Origin of the sequence: Sphingobium estronivorans (assembly GCF_008692605.1) — a bacterium.
Taxonomy (GTDB): Bacteria; Pseudomonadota; Alphaproteobacteria; order Sphingomonadales; family Sphingomonadaceae; genus Sphingobium; species Sphingobium estronivorans.
Map to the genome: position 1 here is coordinate 1 of NZ_LFCT01000004.1, position 15,708 is coordinate 15,708.

The window sequence follows — 15,708 nt, forward strand, 5'->3', positions numbered from 1 at the left end:
GCCACGTCGGTGCCCGCCGTGCCTCGCCGCCGCCGTTGCCCTGCCATTGCGGGCGTTGCGCCTGGCCCCGGCCCTGATCGCCGCCGCCACGCTGGCCGCCATCGGGACGCCCCGACCGTTCGCCGCGGCTGCGCCAGGCCCCGCCATTGTCATTTTGCTGAGCATAAGCCGGAGCGATGCCGCCCAGCACCGTCGCGGTCATCAAGCCCGCCAGCAACATTTTCCTCAACATGCCGTTTGCCTTCATTTCTTGCGGGGCCTGATGCCCCTCATATGGCGTTTTTAAGACTCGGGCCATGTCATGTTGCTGAACTTGTCTGTCAGCGATTTGAAAGAATCTCTCGATCATTCGATGGACATTGATCCGCAACTGTCGCAGATCGGCAAAGTTGCGCCGGACAACCCCGGAAAGAGGTCGGGTTATGCAAAAGCTGATCCAGATCAGTGCATTGCCTCCCAAACCGTCATAGGGATATCGAGTGATGAAAACGCCCCATGCCGGCCGTGCCCGACAGGCTCTGCGCCAAGCGACGATAGACAATCATCAGCGGGTGGATGATCTGTTCTCCTGTTTCTCGCTGACCGATCGGGACAGCTATATTGCTTTTTTGAAGGCGCATGCCCGCGCGCTCGCCGCGCTGGAGGCGATGACGGAAGCTCAAGCGCCTCGCCTGCCGTTGCTGACGCAGGATCTGGTGGCGCTGGGCGAGTCTCTGCCGCCGCCCTTGGCAACGCCCGGATGTGAGGGCGACGCGTTTCGCTGGGGCGTCCGCTACACGATGGAAGGTTCGCGTCTGGGCGGCGCCGTGCTGGCGCGACGGGTCGCGCCCGATCTGCCGCATGCCTATCTGTCGGCGGCGCATGAAAAGGGCGGCTGGATCGCCTTCCAGCACAGTCTGGACAATGCCGCCGAGCAGGGCGGCGAACCGTGGATAGAGGAAGCGATTCGCGGCGCAGAAGCCGCCTTCGACTTGTTCGCCGCCGCTGCGGGCAGTGAAAAGATCAGCGTCCATGGCTGACGGCGATCAGGAAGGCTTTGCCGTCGATCTTTCCAATTGCGACCGCGAACCGATCCATGTGCTGGGCACGGTCCAGCCCTTCGGTGTCCTGATCGCCCTGACCGCCGACTGGCTGGTATCCCGCGTTTCGGCCAACAGCGCCGATTATATCGGCCTGTCGCCTGAGCAGATGCTGGGTCAACCGATCGGCGCGATCTTCCGGGACGAGGCGATCCATTCCCTGCGCAACCGCATCACCTTGCTGCGCGGGCCGGATGCGGTGGAACGCATCTTCTCGCTCACCCTGATCGAGGGGGTCGCGCCCTTTGACGTGGCGGTGCATTTTTCCGGATCGTTGGTGGTGATCGAGGCTGAACCCGCCTCCCACGACGAAATGGAAGCGAGCAGCATGGTCCGCTCCATGGTCGCGCGCCTGGGGCAAACGGAGGGCATGACCGCCTTCCTGCGCGACGGCGCGCGGCAGGTCCGGGCATTGACCGGCTTCGACCGCGTCATGGTCTATCGCTTTGCCGAGGGTGGCGATGGGGAAGTCGTGGCCGAGGCGCTGCGGTCGGGCATCGACAGCTTCTTCGGCCTTCACTATCCGGCCTCCGACATTCCGGCTCAGGCCCGCGCTCTCTATCTGCGCAACATCTTCCGCGTGATCGCGGACGTGCAGGCGAAGCCGGTGCCGATTGTGCCGCAACTCGATCCTTCGGGGGGCGCGCTCGACATGTCGCTCTGCCTCACCCGCGCGGTGTCGCCGATCCATATCGAATATCTCGGCAATATGGGGGTGGGGGCCTCGCTTTCCATCTCGATCATCGTCGAGGGGCGGCTTTGGGGCCTGTTCGCCTGTCATCATTACGGCCCTCGCCTGCCCAGCTTCGCGCAGCGCAGCGCAGCCGAACTGTTCGGCCAGATCTTCTCGATGATGCTCGAAAATCGGGAGCGCAGCGAAACCGCCGCCTATGAGGGCAAGGCGCGGCAGGTTGCCGACCGGCTGATGGCGGCGGTCGCGCAGGACCATGACCTGCTGTCGAACGCGCGCTGGCTGGGCGATGTGATCTTCGACACCATTCCCGCCGATGGCGTGGGCGTCTATATTGACGGTCAGATGACCTTTTCCGGTTTGGCGCCGGATGAAGCGGGCTTTGCCGCGATCGTCGCCATGCTGAACCGGGCCGCGGCCGGCCAGGTCTTCACCACCGACCATTTGTCGGGCCTGATGCCTTCGGCCGCCGCTTATGCCGATCGCGCGGCGGGGCTGCTGGCCATCCCCCTCTCGCGCCGGCCGCGCGACTATGTGGTGCTGTTCCGCGCGGAGCAACTGCGCTCGGTGCGCTGGGCGGGCAGCCGGGAAAAGCAGATCGAATATGGGCCCAACGGCCCGCGCCTCACGCCGCGCAAGAGTTTCGAGGAATGGTCGGAACTGGTGCGGGACACATCCGTGCCCTTCACCGCCGCCGAACTGCGCGTTGCCGAGGCGTTGCGGACCGCGCTGCTCGAGGTCGTCCTGCGTCTGTCCGATTCCGCCCATGAGGAGCGGCAGAAGGCGCATGAAAAGCAGGAATTGCTGATCGCCGAACTGAACCACCGCGTCCGCAACATCCTTTCGCTGATCCGGGGCCTGATTTCCCAGACGCGCGACAGCGCGCTTTCGGTGGACCAGTTCATCGGCACGCTGGAAAGCCGCGTCCATGCGCTGGCGCGTGCGCATGACCAGATCACCGCCGACCGTTGGGCGCCCGCGCGCCTTTACGATCTGATCGAGGTCGAATCGGCCGCCTATCTGGCCGAGCGGCGCGACCGGGTCGTGCTGACCGGGCCCAATGTGCTGCTCACGCCGGCCGCCTTCACGGTGCTGGCGCTGGTGATCCATGAATTGCTGACCAATGCCGCCAAATATGGCGCCTTGTCGGACAATGGCAGCGTTGCGATCGACTGGCATGTCGATAGCGACGGCAGCCTGCTGATTCATTGGCGCGAAAGTGGCGGTCCGGCCGTGGTGGCCCCCCAGCGCCGGGGTTTCGGCTCGACCGTGATCGAACGCTCCATCCCCTATGATCTCGGCGGCCGGGCGGAGGTCAATTATCGATTGTCGGGGCTGGAGGCGAATTTCTGCATCCCTTCGGCCCATGTCGCTTCCGTCCTGCCCGATGTGGTGCGGCCGGAGCGCGTCCCCTCGGTTCCGACGCCGACCCCGACGCTGCTCAAGGGCTGCAATGTCCTGCTGGTCGAGGACAATATGATCATCGCCATGGATGGCGAGGATGCGCTGCGCGATCTCGGCGCGGAAGTCATCATCGCCGCCAGCGTCGGCCGTGCCCGTGAAGCGATCGCGCTCCAGAATGTCGATCTGGCGGTTCTGGACTTCAACCTGGGCCATGAAACCAGCCTGCCCGTGGCGGACCTGCTGGCGGAAATGGGCATCTCCTTCCTGTTCGCTACCGGCTATGGCGACGGGCTGGATCTGCCTGATCGATTCGGGGAGGTCACGCTGCTCCGAAAGCCTTATTCCGGCGCGACACTGGCGCAGGCGATCGCGCCGATGATAAGGCAATCGGAAGAATAAGCCTGGCATCAGGGGCCGAAACAATCCGTTTCCGCCTCCCATATTGCGTATTCGCGCCGATCCTCCGATCTATCGGAGCATGAAACAACCCACCCTCTTTATCCCCCATGGCGGCGGTCCCTGCTTCTTCATGGACTCAAGCGACCCGAACCGGCCGCATAGCGATCCGATGTGGCACCCGATGCAGGATCATCTGGCGACGATCATCGCCACCCTGCCGGAACGTCCCCGCGCGATCCTGCTGATTTCCGGCCATTGGGAGGAAGACCGCTTCACGGTCCACACCGGCGCGCGTCCCGGATTGTTGTTCGACTATTACGGCTTTCCGCCGCACACCTATACACTGCGCTGGGACGCGCCCGGCGCCCCCGACCTCGCCCGCCGCGCCGCGAGCCTGCTGGAAGAGGCGGGCTTCGCCACCGGGACGGAGGCGGAGAGAGGCTGGGATCATGGCGTCTTCATTCCGATGAAGGTGGCGCTGCCCGAGGCGGACATCCCCGTCGCCCAGCTTTCGCTTCGCCGCGACCTTGACCCCGACGCCCATATCGCCGCTGGCCGCGCGCTGGCCCCGCTGCGCGACGAGGGCGTGCTGATCGTCGGATCGGGCATGAGCTTCCACAATCTGGGCGTCCGGGGTTTGCAGGCCACCGCGCCCTCGCATGTCTGGGACGATGCCTTGACCCAGGCCGTCACCGATCCCGATCCGATCAGCCGGGCTCATCGCGTCTCGGCCTGGGCCAGCCTGCCTCACGCTCATTTCGCTCATCCGCGCGAGGAGCATCTGCTGCCGCTGATGGTGGCGCTGGGCGCGGGCGGGGAGGATAAGGCGGTGCGGGACCATGGCAGCGCGGTGCTGGGCTGGGCGGTTTCGGGCTATCGCTTCGGTTAAGGTTTGCGCAGAGCGGGAACGGCCTTCGCCGCCTCATCGGGGGAAATCCCTGAGGGCGGCACGGCATCCACCACTTCCTCGCCCCGCATCACGCGTCCGGCGCGCTGGATCGCTCCGCGAAGGCGCGGGTAGATGCCGCAGCGGCAGATATTGGTGATGGCAGCGTCGATCTCCTCATCGCTCGGATCGGCGGTGCGCCGCAGCAACACCGAAGCCGCCATGATGACGCCGGGGATGCAATAGCCGCATTGGGACACATTGTCCGCCGCGAACACCTGTTGCAGCGGGTGCCCGCGATCGGGCGACAGCCCCTCGATGGTGGTGACGAACTTCCCCTCGGTCGCGGCGATGGTCACGCGGCACGACCGCACGGCCTCTCCATCGATATCGACCGTGCAGGCGCCGCAGTCTCCGGTGCCGCAGCCATATTTGGTCCCGGTGAGATTGGATGCGTCCCGAAGCGCCCAGAGCAGCGGTGTCGCCGGGTCCATGCGGTACTGCACGGGCCGGTCATTGACCGTGAATTTCGTCATGCCGCGCTCTCTTCCTCCGCCTGATGGTAGAGCACCTCATTGCGGATGTGGATGGTGCGCGAGGCCAGCCGGATTTCCTGGATGAAGGTGCCGAAGGCGGCCGCCTGCAACACCATGGACAGGCTGAACAGGATCGCGATCGGCGTCCCCAGATGCACCCCGAGCAGGTTCGCCGCGAACAGCAGGATAACGACCAGACACACCGCACAGGCTGACGCCACCGACAGGAAGATCGCGCCATTGACCACGCTCATCCGCCGGTCGAGTACGCGAATCTCGCTCACCATCCGGTCATGTTCCTTGCCGCGCGACTTGAGGATTTTCTCCTCCACCGCCCGCGCCCGGTCGATGATGCGCGCCAGCCGACCGACGCACACGTTCAGGAACGCTCCGATGCCCGCGAGCAGGAAGACCGGCGCCAGCGCCAGCTGGATCGTCTGCGCGACTTGCGAAACCTGTGGAAGTGCAATCATGCGTGCGCCGTTTTTTCCATGATCCCAAAGCAGCGCAGGCTGAGGAAAATGACAAGTCCCATCAGCAGGCGGACGTTCGAAAAAGGAGAACGCCGCAGCCCTGAGGCCGCAGCGTCCCTCCCTTTTGCCGAAAACTGGATGATTCAGGCTGCGCCCTTGGCCGGCGTGTTGACGCCCATCGACTTCAGATATTGCTTGATGTTGCGCGCGGCCTGCCGCAGCCGCTGCTCATTCTCCACCATGGCGATGCGGACATAGCCCTCGCCATCCTCGCCATAGCCGACGCCCGGGGCGACCGCGACCTTGGCATGGGTGAGAAGCTGCTTGGAAAATTCCAGGCTGCCCATCTCCTTGAGCGCAGGGGGCAGCGGCGCCCAGGCGAACATCGACGCCTTGGGCGCGGGAATGTCCCAGCCGGCGCGGCCGAAAGCCTCCACCATGACGTCGCGGCGCTTGTGATAGAGTTCGCGGTTCTTCTGCACAATGTCCTGCGGCCCGTTCAATGCCGCGCAGGCCGCCGCCTGAATCGGCGTGAAGGCGCCATAGTCGAGATAGGATTTCACTCGCTTCAGCGCCGCGATCAGCTGTTTGTTGCCGACCGCGAAGCCGATGCGCCAGCCCGCCATCGAATAGGTTTTCGACAGGGAGGTGAACTCCACCGCCACATCCTTGGCGCCCGGCACCTGAAGGATCGAGGGCGTCGGATTGCCGTCATAATAAAGCTCGGAATAGGCAAGGTCGCTCAGCACCCAGACCTTGTTCTCCTTCGCCCAGGCGACCAGCCGCTCGTAGAAGGCGAGGTCGACCGTCTCGGCGGTCGGGTTGCTGGGATAGCCGACGACGAGGATCGAGGGACGCGGCACGGTGAAGGCCATCGCCCGGTCCAGCGCCTTCCAATATTGTTCGTCCGGCGTCGTCGGCACCGACCGGATGGTCGCGCCCGCGATGATGAAACCGAACATGTGGATCGGATAGCTGGGATTGGGCGCCAGCACGACGTCGCCCGGCGCGGTGATCGCGGTGGCGAGGCTGGCCAGTCCTTCCTTCGACCCCATGGTCACGACGACCTCGGTTTCCGGGTCCAGATCGACGCCGAAGCGGCGGCCATAATAGTTGGCCTGCGCCTTGCGCAGTCCCGGAATGCCCATCGACTGGGAATAGCCATGTGCGCTCGGCTTCTGTGCGACTTCGCACAGCTTGGCGATGACATGGTCTGGCGGCGGCAGGTCGGGATTGCCCATGCCCAGGTCGATAATGTCCTCTCCCGCGGCTCGCGCGGCGGCCCGCATCGCGTTGACTTCAGCGATGACATAGGGCGGCAGACGCTTCATGCGGTAGAATTCTTCGGACATTTGGGGCTTTCCTGAAAGCTCTCTGTAAGGAATAGTGCGTGACGCGCATTCAGCCTGTCACAATCCGGCTATAACCCGCCCGATAGCGACATGCCAGTGAAAGCGGCGGACCGGACCATGCCAGGAGGAGGAAGGTGGCCATGAAAGCACAGGATATCCTGGAACCCCGTCTTCCCACGCTTGCGGAGATGCAGCAATGGACGCAGGTGCTGGGCCGTGCCCAGCAATTGCTGCTGGAGCAGGCGGCGGGCGCAGTCGGGCGAACCTTGCCTTTCGACCCGGCTGCCGTCTCCCGCATCCAGACCAGCTTTGCCGATGAGGGGTTGGCGCTGTGGCAGCGTTTCCTCGATTCGGGCGGCCTGCTGCGCGACCAGCCCGAACCGCCGCCCCCCGGCAGCCCCGCCGCCGTCAGGGATCGGCGCTTTGCCGACCCGGCCTGGACCGACCATCCCTTTTACGACCTGATCCGGCAAAGCTATCTGCTGCTGTCCGACTATCTGCTGAAAATGGCGGATGCGGTCGACGGCGTCGATCCTAAGCAGAAGGCCAAGCTGCGCTTTGCCACCACCGGCATGCTCGATGCCATGGCGCCGAGCAATTTCCCGCTCACCAATCCCCTGGTCGTTCAAAAGACGATCCAGAGCGGCGGCGAGAATCTGGTGAAGGGCATCCAGCACATGCTCGCCGATCTGGAGAAGGGGCAGCTGACCCACACCGACGGCATGGCGTTCGAGGTCGGACGCAACATCGCCTCGACCCCGGGCAAGGTTATCAAGGAAACGCCGCTCTACCAGCTGATCCACTATGCCCCGGCGACGGAGACGGTGCTGGCAACGCCGTTGCTGATCTTTCCGCCCTGGATCAACCGTTTCTACATTCTCGACCTCGCGCCCGAAAAGAGCTTCGTCAAATGGGCGGTCGATCAGGGCCTCAGCGTCTTCCTCGTTTCGTGGAAGTCGGCTGACGCCTCGATGAAGGACCTGATCTGGGACGATTATATCGAACAGGGCCAGATCGACGCGATCGACACGGTACGCGACCTGCTCAAGGTGCCGAGCGTCCATACCATCGGCTATTGCGTCGCGGGCACGACGCTCGCCGCCACGCTGGCCTTGCTGGCGGCGCGGGGCGAGGACGATAAGGTCGCCAGCGCGACCTTCTTCACGGCGCAGGTGGATTTTGCCCAGGCGGGCGACCTCAGCCTGTTCGTCGATGACGAGCAGATGAAGATGGTGGAGCAGCTCTCCTCCCGTGGGTTCCTGGACGGGCGCTACATGGCCGCCACCTTCAACCTGCTGCGCGGGCGCGACCTCATCTGGAACTATGTGGTCAACAATTATCTGCTGGGGCAGGATTACCCACCGTTCGACCTGCTCTACTGGAACGGCGACACCACTAACCTGCCCGCGCGCTGGCACAAGGAGTATCTGACCCAGCTTTATCGCGACAATCTGCTGGTGCAGCCGGGCGCGATCAGCGTCGCGGGGACGCCGATCGACCTCCGCCAGATCAAGACGCCCGCTTATGTGCAGGCGGGGCGGGAGGATCATATCGCGCCACTGGAAAGCGTGTGGAAGCTCACCGAGCATCTGTCCGGGCCGATCCGCTTCCTGCTCGCGGGATCGGGGCATATTGCGGGTGTGGTCAACCCGCCCGCCGCTGGCAAATATCAATATTGGGCCTGCGACGAATCGCAGCCGACCTTGGAGGCCTTTCTGGACAAGGCGAAGGAGACCAAGGGCAGCTGGTGGCCCGACTGGATCGAATGGATTCGGGACCTCGCCCCCGTCACCGTGCCCGTCAAAGGCGCGCGCCAACCCGGCAAGGGAAGACTCAAGGCCATCGAGGATGCACCGGGACGGTACGTAAAAACGCGCTGATTCATAGCGTTGCGTAGAATTTGCGATCGGGCGACTTTCCCCTACGGCAAGCTGATCGTTTCCGTTTTGTTGCACTGCACAAAAACGCTTGCAATTCGTTGCGAAATTCCATATTGTGCACTGCAACAAATGGAGGATCGTGCATGGCGGTGACCCCAAAGCCTCGTAAGCCGATAGCAAAGAAGGCGACGTCGACCCTGTCAGCCAAAGAGGCGCTGAAAGCTGCCGAAGCGGCGATTGTGACGCCGCCCAAGCCCGCTGTCAGGAAGCCGGCGCCGCCCAAGGCGAAGCCCGAGGCCAAGGCTGATCCGATTGCGGTGATCGCTGCGACGACCGCCGTGGACGCCGCGCCGGAACCGGTCAAGGAAGCCATTCCCGCGCCCGTTGCAGCGGCGCCCAAGGTGGAAACCCCCAAGATTGAGCCGGTGGCAAAGGCTGCGCCTCCGGAGCCCAAGGAAGTCAAGAGCCTGCCGAAGGCCGGGCCGATCGAGCCCACATTGCTGCCCGCCACAGAAGGAACGAAGATGATGAACGACGTGATCGAAACCGGTAAGAAGTTCGCGGAAGAAACCAAGGCCAAGTTCGAAACGGTCTATGCCGATCTGAACGAGAAGGCGAAGGCCAGCGTCGAGAAGTCGACCAAGGCGATCGAGGAATTCAGCGACATCGCCAAGGGCAATGTCGAAGCGCTGGTCGAATCCGGCAAGATCGCGGCCAAGGGCTTTGAAACCCTCGGCCAGGAAGCCGTCGATTACAGCAAGAAGAGCTTCGAAAAGGCGACCGCCTCGTTCAAGAGCTTCTCGACGGTGAAGACCCCGACCGAATTCTTCCAGCTTCAGAGCCAGCTGTTCTCCAGCAGCTTCGACGAGTTCACCAAGGAAGCCGCCAAGAGCAGCGAAGCGCTGATGAAGCTGGCCGGCGACGTCGCCCAGCCGCTGACCGCCCGCGTGACCGTGGTGACGGACAAGGTGAAGTCGCTCGCCGCCTGATCCGGCCTTCACGCCTTTGAAATAAAAGAGACGGCCTCCGCCATGCGCGGGGGCCGTTCTTTTTTTGAGGCGACCGGCAGGAAGGATGGTTTACGGCTTGCCCGCCCCCTTGCCTTGCCGGGGGGAATCGCCATATCCTCCCGCATCATGAGCAGCATTTCGACAGCCGCATATTCCGTGACGATGGCGGGAAGGGATCAGGACGACCAGGGCGACGGCTCGGGCGGCCCGAATGTCGGCATCGCGACGCGGACCCGCGCCAAGACGAAAAAGCCCTCGCTTTACAAGGTGCTGATGCTCAACGACGATTACACGCCGATGGAATTCGTCGTCCATGTCCTCCAGCAATTCTTCCGCATGGACATGGAGGAGGCGACCCGCGTGATGCTCCACGTCCACCAGCGTGGCGTCGGCGTCTGCGGCATCTTCAGCTATGAGGTCGCGGAGACCAAGGTGAACCAGGTGATGGACTTCGCCCGGCAGAACCAGCACCCGCTGCAATGCACGCTGGAAAAGGCGTGATCGTTGCCGCCGTGGCGGCATGACGGTTCCGCAGGCGCGCAAAGCAGGCTAAGTTCTCCCCTGTGACCAGGGATACCGAGCCTAATGTGTACGACCTCGCCATCATCGGCGGCGGCGTCAACGGCTGTGGTCTTGCGCGCGACGCGGCGGGGCGGGGCGCCCGGGTGCTGTTGCTGGAACGGGGCGATCTGGCGCAGGGCACATCCTCAGCCTCCACCAAGCTGATCCATGGCGGGCTGCGCTATCTGGAGCATTATGAATTCGCGCTGGTGCGGGAATCCCTGTCCGAGCGCGAACGGCTCTGGGGCATCGCGCCGCATATCATCCATCCGATGCGCTTCGTGCTGCCTTGGGTGCCGGGGCTGCGGCCGCAATGGCTGCTGCGGCTGGGCCTGTTTCTCTACGATCATATCGGCGGCCGCCGCGCCCTGCCGCCAACCGAGACGGTCGACCTGCGACATCATCCGGCGGGGCGGCCGCTCAAGCGCGGTTTCCGCAAGGCTTATGTATATTCGGACGGCTGGGTGGACGATGCCCGGCTGGTGATCCTGAACGCGCGCGATGCGGCGGATCGGGGCGCTGACATCCGCACCCGGACCGAAGCGCTGCGGCTGGAGCGGGTGGACGGCCTGTGGGCGATCCAGACACCCCAGGCGCAGTTCCGGGCTCGGGTGGCCGTCAACGCGGCGGGTCCTTCCGTGCTCGACCTGCTGCACCGGGCGCAGGAAAGCAGCGATCGCCAGATGCGGTTGGTGCGCGGATCGCATATCGTGGTGCGGCGGCTGTTCGATCATGGCTTTGCCTATTTTTTTCAACTGCCCGATGGCCGCATCTTCTTCGCCATTCCCTATCAGCGCGACTTCACCCTGATCGGCACGACCGACCGGGATCATCACGGCCCGCCCGATCATCCGCGCCCCGATGCGGAGGAGATCGCCTATCTCTGCGAGGGCGCGAGCCGCTATTTCGTGCGGTCGATCGGGCCGCAGGATGTGCTCTGGTCCTATGCCGGGGTCCGTCCGCTGGTGGATGACGGCTCCGGTCGGCCGGAGGCCGCGACGCGCGGCTATCGGCTGGAACTGGAGGGGCGGGACGGCGAGCCGCCGCTGCTCAGCATCTTCGGTGGCAAGATCACCACCTATCGCCATCTCGCCGCCGAGGCGGTGGAAAAGCTCAAGCCGTTCCTGCCCGCCCTGTCCGGTGGCGACTGGACAGCGGACGCGCCTTTGCCCGGCGGCGATTTCCCGATGAAGGACCTGGATCGACTCATCGCCGATCTGGGCTGCGACTATCCCTTCCTCGACTTCGCGACGGTCCAGCGCATTGCCTGCGCTTATGGCACGCAGGCGCGGAACTGGCTGGGCAAGGCGCAGGACATGGCGGCGCTGGGCCTGCATTTCGGCCATGGGCTGACGCAGGCGGAAGTCGACTATCTCACGGCCCGCGAATGGGCGGTCAGCGCCGAGGATATTTTATGGCGCCGGACCAAGCTCGGACTGCGGCTGGACGCGGTGCAGAAGCGGCGGCTGGAACAGTGGCTGGAGGAGAGGGGATGAGCGATCGACTGATCCTGGTGCTGGACGAAGGCACGACGTCGACACGCGCCATGCTCTATGCGCCGGATGGGCGGCGGCTGGGGATGACGCAGGCGGAACTCACCCAATATTATCCGCAGCCTGGCTGGGTCGAGCATGATGCCGCCGAAATCTGGGACCGGACGCTGGCCTGCGCGCGACAACAAGTGGAGCAGGCGGGCGGCGCGGATCGCATTGCCGCCATCGGCATCACTAACCAGCGCGAGACGGTGGTCGCCTGGGACAAACGAACGGGTGCGCCGCTGGCCCGCGCCATCGTCTGGCAGGATCGCCGCACCGCCCAGCAATGCGCGGCGCTGAAGGAGGCGGGGCATGAACCGGCGGTCCAGCGACGGACCGGGCTGGTGATCGATCCCTATTTTTCCGCGACCAAGATGCGCTGGCTGCTGGATCATGAACCGGCGCTGGCGGAGGCGGGCGATGCGCTGGCCTTCGGTACGGTGGAAAGCTGGCTGGTGTGGAAGCTGACCGGCGGCCTGCATATCAGTGACGCCAGCAATGCCAGCCGTACCCAGTTGATGGCGTTGAACGGCGAGGGCTGGGACCAGGGGTTGTGCGACCTGTTCGGCGTGCCGCCGCGCGCCTTGCCGGAGATCAGCGACAATGCGGGCGCCTTTGGCGAGACGCGGGCGGAATGGTTCGGGCGACCGATTCCGATCCGGGGCTTGGCGGGCGACCAGCAGGCCGCGACCATCGGCCAGGGTTGCCTGACTCCCGGCGATGCCAAGGCGACGCTGGGCACCGGGGCGTTCGTGCTGGCCAATCGGGGGAGCACGGTTCCCGTGTCGCAGCATCGGCTGCTGGGCACGTTGCTCTATCGGCTATCGGGCGAGCGTACCTATGCGCTGGAAGGATCGGTGTTTGTCGCAGGGAGCCTGATCCAGTGGCTGCGTGATCGGCTCGGCCTGATCGCGAGCGCCGGGGAGACGGAGGCGCTGGCCCGATCCGTGCCGGACAATGGCGGGGTCATGATGCTGCCAGCGCTGGCGGGGCTGGGCGCGCCCCATTGGCGGCCGGATGCGACCGGGACGATCAGCGGACTGACGCAGGGCACCGGCCGGGCGCACATTGTGCGGGCGGCGCTCGAATCGCTGTCGCACCAGCTTTGCGATCTGGCTGGGGCGTTCGCCGCCGATGGCGCAGCCTGGCGGATGCTGCGGATCGACGGCGGGATGAGCGCCAATGACTGGATCGCGCAGGACATGGCCGATATGTTGGACCTGGCCGTGGATCGCCCCGCCGATGTCGAGACCACCGCCAAGGGGGCGGCGATGCTGGCGGCGTTGGGCTGCGGCCTCTACCCGTCGCTGGCGGCGGCCGGCGACGCGATGGGGGCTGGCCTGACCCGCTTCACGCCGACCCTGCCGACGGAGCGGCGGGCGGAGCGGCTGGCGCAATGGGACGCGCTGCTTGGTCAGGCGTTGCGGCGATAGCGCCGAAGCATAGCGGCGCGTTTCATCTGGGGACTGTTCTCGCCTTTTAAGGTGGGGGTCTCTCTCTATAGTTCCTGTGTAAGACCATTATCGTGAGTATATTTTAACGATAAGCCTGTAAGGCGGGTGGAAGATGCAAACGACTCTTCGCCATCCTTTGTCCCGACTGAAGCCGGTTCTGCTCGGCGGCGGCTATTTCGCGCTGGCGATGCTGGCGCTCGACAGTTCGCGTTTCGAAGGGGGCCTCGCGTTCATCTGGGGCGCCAACGCGCTGCTGATGGCGGTCCTGCTGACATCGCGGATCGGCGATTGGCTTCCTTCGCTGATCGCCTGCGGCATGGCGAGCGCCGCCGCGACGAGCCTGTGGGGCATGGGGCCGCTGGCGGCGGTGCCGATGGCGGGCATCAACCTGATGGAGGCGCTGATCGTGGCGCTTTTGTGCCGCCGCTTTGCGCCGGGGCGGAAATTCGCCGGCTCGCTGCGTCCGCTCATCGTCTTCACCTTGGCCCTGTGCGGCCCGGCGAACATGCTGGCGGGGATGGCCGCCGCGCTGGTCGCATCGTCGCTGACGCCGGTGTCTTTCGGTCCGTCCTGGCTGCAATGGTATACCGGTCATGTGTTGGGCGGGCTGACCTGCACGCCCATCCTGATGATGCTGTTGCAGGGGGAGGCGCGCCGCTGGCTCGACCAGACGCCGCGCCGGGAACAATGGGAGGCGCTCGGCCTGTTGATCGTCTTCTCGCTTGCGACGGCGCATGTGTTTTACCTTGCGCGTTACCCGATGCTGTTCGCGCTGTTGCTGCCGATGGTGGCCATCGTCTTTCGCGTGGGCAATCTGGGAGCGGCGGCTTCGGTGCTGATCCTCGCCGCGATCGGCGGCACCGCCACCCTGACCGGCCATGGCCCGCTGCATATGCTTCCCAGCGGCACATTGGGCGAGCGGATGCAGCAATTTCAATTTTTTCTCGCCTTCACCTTCCTGCTGTCGATGCCGATCGCGGCGGAACTGAACAGCCGCCGACGCCTGTTCCAGATGCTGCAGGAAAGCGAGGCGCGCTATCGCGTGATTGCCGAGCACAGCGGCGATGTGGTGCTCAACATCAGCGTGGACGGGCTGATCGAATATGCCTCGCCCGCCGCCGCGGAGCAGATCGGCTGCGCGCCGGAACTGCTGATCGGGCAGGATGCGGCCAATCTGGTCGATCCGGAGGACCGCGTCCTGGTCGATGCTGCCATCGCCGGCGCACTGGCGCAGCCGGGAAGCGTGCAGACAGTCGAGTTCCGGCCCTTCATCTCCGACCATGGGCCGGAATGGTGCGAGATGGTGGCGCGCGCCGTGGTGGATGAACACGGGCTGCCGACCGGGATCGTCAGCACGATCCGCGACATGTCACGGCACAAGGCGCGGCAGCGCGCGCTGCAACAGGTGGCGGCGCTGGATTCGCTGACCGGAGCCGATACGCGGCGGGCATTCCTGGAAAAGCTGGACGACGAGATTGGGCGCGTCCGGCGGGGCGGGCGGGCCTGCCTGCTGTTGATCGACATCGATCATTTCAAGGCGGTCAACGATTGCCACGGCCATGGCGCGGGCGACCGGGTGCTGGCCGGCTTCGTCGAGCGGTTGCGGCCGGGTTTGCGCGGCGTGGACGGCATTGGCCGGCTGGGCGGCGAGGAATTCGCGATCTTGTTGAGCGGCACGGATGTCGAGCGGGCAAGCATGATCTGCGAGCGGTTGCGCGAACTGGTGTCGATCAATCCCGTGCGGATCGATTCGGGGGAAGCGATCCGGGTGACCTTCAGTGCCGGGCTGGTCGAGCTGGATATGCAAACCGGGCGCGACGCGATCCTGGAGGCTGCGGACAAGGCGCTCTATCGCGCCAAGAATAGCGGGCGGAACTGTCTGCGGCGGGCGGCTTAGGCTTATCCCGCGTCGTGCCCCGGTCGGCGCAAGAGTCTCCATAAAATCGGGCAATGATATGTTGTAACTTCGCTTTGTCTCGCCTATGTAGCGACGACCATGCCGATCAGCCTTCGCCAACATCTGCTCAACGGTCGTATCGACCGGATCGCGATTGCGTTGTCGGGCATGTGCGTCGCGCATTGTTTCGGGACCGCCGTGCTGCTGGGTGTGCTGGCGTCGGCGGGCGGGATATTCGAAAGTCCGATCTTCCATGAGGCGGGGCTGGTGTTCGCGATCCTGCTGGGCGCGGTGGCGCTCGGCCACGGCGCGGTGGCGCATGGCTATATGATGCCGGCCGCGATCGGATCGCTGGGCCTCGGCATCATGGCGGGCGCGCTCACCATGGATCATGGCTTGCAGGAAAGCGCCTATACGTTGCTGGGTGTGGGAATTTTGGCGCTGGGGCACGACCTCAATCACCGCGCCGGGCGATAGCTCCTTCCGGAATGCGGGCATGAAAAAAGGGACCTGTTCGGGTCCCTTTTTTTTGTCTTGAGGCGGCGTCGAAC

Annotated in this window: 13 protein-coding genes and 1 pseudogene; 10 read left to right on the plus strand and 4 right to left on the minus strand. The window is 64.8% G+C overall.

Features of this window, described 5'->3' with window-relative positions:
- A pseudogene (locus tag F7P65_RS04020) lies at positions 1 to 232 on the minus strand (RcnB family protein); the annotation flags it as partial.
- A gap of 250 nt (positions 233 to 482) precedes the next feature.
- On the opposite strand from F7P65_RS04020, the gene F7P65_RS04025 reads away from it, so the two are divergent.
- The 3 genes from F7P65_RS04025 to F7P65_RS04035 all read left to right on the plus strand — a co-directional run bounded on the left by F7P65_RS04025 (position 483) and on the right by F7P65_RS04035 (position 4,462).
- Positions 483 to 1,019, plus strand: a complete 537-nt coding sequence (locus F7P65_RS04025; RefSeq protein ID WP_150290475.1) for a biliverdin-producing heme oxygenase — start codon at positions 483 to 485, stop codon at positions 1,017 to 1,019.
- On the plus strand, positions 1,012 to 3,573 hold the full coding sequence (locus F7P65_RS04030; RefSeq protein WP_150290476.1) for an HWE histidine kinase domain-containing protein: 2,562 nt from the start codon (positions 1,012 to 1,014) through the stop codon (positions 3,571 to 3,573). Before F7P65_RS04025 ends, F7P65_RS04030 begins: the two co-directional genes overlap by 8 nt.
- A gap of 79 nt (positions 3,574 to 3,652) precedes the next feature.
- Positions 3,653 to 4,462, plus strand: a complete 810-nt coding sequence (locus tag F7P65_RS04035) for a DODA-type extradiol aromatic ring-opening family dioxygenase (RefSeq protein WP_150290477.1) — start codon at positions 3,653 to 3,655, stop codon at positions 4,460 to 4,462.
- On the opposite strand, the gene F7P65_RS04040 is transcribed toward F7P65_RS04035, so the two are convergent.
- The 3 genes from F7P65_RS04040 to F7P65_RS04050 form a co-directional block, all read right to left on the minus strand.
- Positions 4,459 to 4,995 carry a (2Fe-2S)-binding protein gene (locus F7P65_RS04040; protein WP_150290478.1) on the minus strand — a complete coding sequence of 179 codons (537 nt, stop codon included), beginning with the start codon at positions 4,993 to 4,995 and terminating at the stop codon, positions 4,459 to 4,461. The genes F7P65_RS04035 and F7P65_RS04040 overlap by 4 nt on opposite strands.
- Positions 4,992 to 5,468 carry a DUF2721 domain-containing protein gene (locus tag F7P65_RS04045; protein WP_150290479.1) on the minus strand — a complete coding sequence of 159 codons (477 nt, stop codon included), beginning with the start codon at positions 5,466 to 5,468 and terminating at the stop codon, positions 4,992 to 4,994. Before F7P65_RS04045 ends, F7P65_RS04040 begins: the two co-directional genes overlap by 4 nt.
- A 143-nt stretch (positions 5,469 to 5,611) precedes the next feature.
- The gene (locus tag F7P65_RS04050) at positions 5,612 to 6,820 is read right to left on the minus strand and encodes an LL-diaminopimelate aminotransferase (RefSeq protein WP_150290480.1); all 1,209 of its coding nucleotides are present in this window, start codon (positions 6,818 to 6,820) and stop codon (positions 5,612 to 5,614) included.
- A gap of 140 nt (positions 6,821 to 6,960) precedes the next feature.
- Here F7P65_RS04050 and F7P65_RS04055 point away from each other — a divergent pair, with 140 nt between their 5' ends.
- From F7P65_RS04055 to F7P65_RS04085, 7 genes are all read left to right on the plus strand, one after another.
- Positions 6,961 to 8,700: a PHA/PHB synthase family protein gene (locus tag F7P65_RS04055; RefSeq protein WP_150290481.1), complete on the plus strand. Its 1,740-nt coding sequence runs from the start codon at positions 6,961 to 6,963 to the stop codon at positions 8,698 to 8,700.
- Between the two features lie 143 nt (positions 8,701 to 8,843).
- Complete coding sequence (locus tag F7P65_RS04060; protein WP_150290482.1) at positions 8,844 to 9,689, plus strand: phasin family protein; 846 nt, start codon at positions 8,844 to 8,846, stop codon at positions 9,687 to 9,689.
- A 147-nt stretch (positions 9,690 to 9,836) separates the two neighbouring features.
- Entirely contained in the window at positions 9,837 to 10,211 is a 375-nt protein-coding gene (clpS, locus tag F7P65_RS04065; protein ID WP_240334195.1) for an ATP-dependent Clp protease adapter ClpS, read from the plus strand.
- Positions 10,212 to 10,273: 62 nt separating this feature from the next.
- Positions 10,274 to 11,767 carry a glycerol-3-phosphate dehydrogenase gene (locus F7P65_RS04070; RefSeq protein ID WP_150290484.1) on the plus strand — a complete coding sequence of 498 codons (1,494 nt, stop codon included), beginning with the start codon at positions 10,274 to 10,276 and terminating at the stop codon, positions 11,765 to 11,767.
- Positions 11,764 to 13,239 carry a glycerol kinase gene (locus F7P65_RS04075; RefSeq protein WP_150290485.1) on the plus strand — a complete coding sequence of 492 codons (1,476 nt, stop codon included), beginning with the start codon at positions 11,764 to 11,766 and terminating at the stop codon, positions 13,237 to 13,239. The genes F7P65_RS04070 and F7P65_RS04075 overlap by 4 nt, the downstream gene beginning before the upstream one ends.
- Positions 13,240 to 13,372: 133 nt before the next feature.
- Entirely contained in the window at positions 13,373 to 15,157 is a 1,785-nt protein-coding gene (locus F7P65_RS04080) for a sensor domain-containing diguanylate cyclase (protein WP_150290486.1), read from the plus strand.
- Between the two features lie 99 nt (positions 15,158 to 15,256).
- Complete coding sequence (locus F7P65_RS04085; RefSeq protein ID WP_150290487.1) at positions 15,257 to 15,634, plus strand: MerC domain-containing protein; 378 nt, start codon at positions 15,257 to 15,259, stop codon at positions 15,632 to 15,634.
- Positions 15,635 to 15,708: the final 74 nt, after the last annotated feature.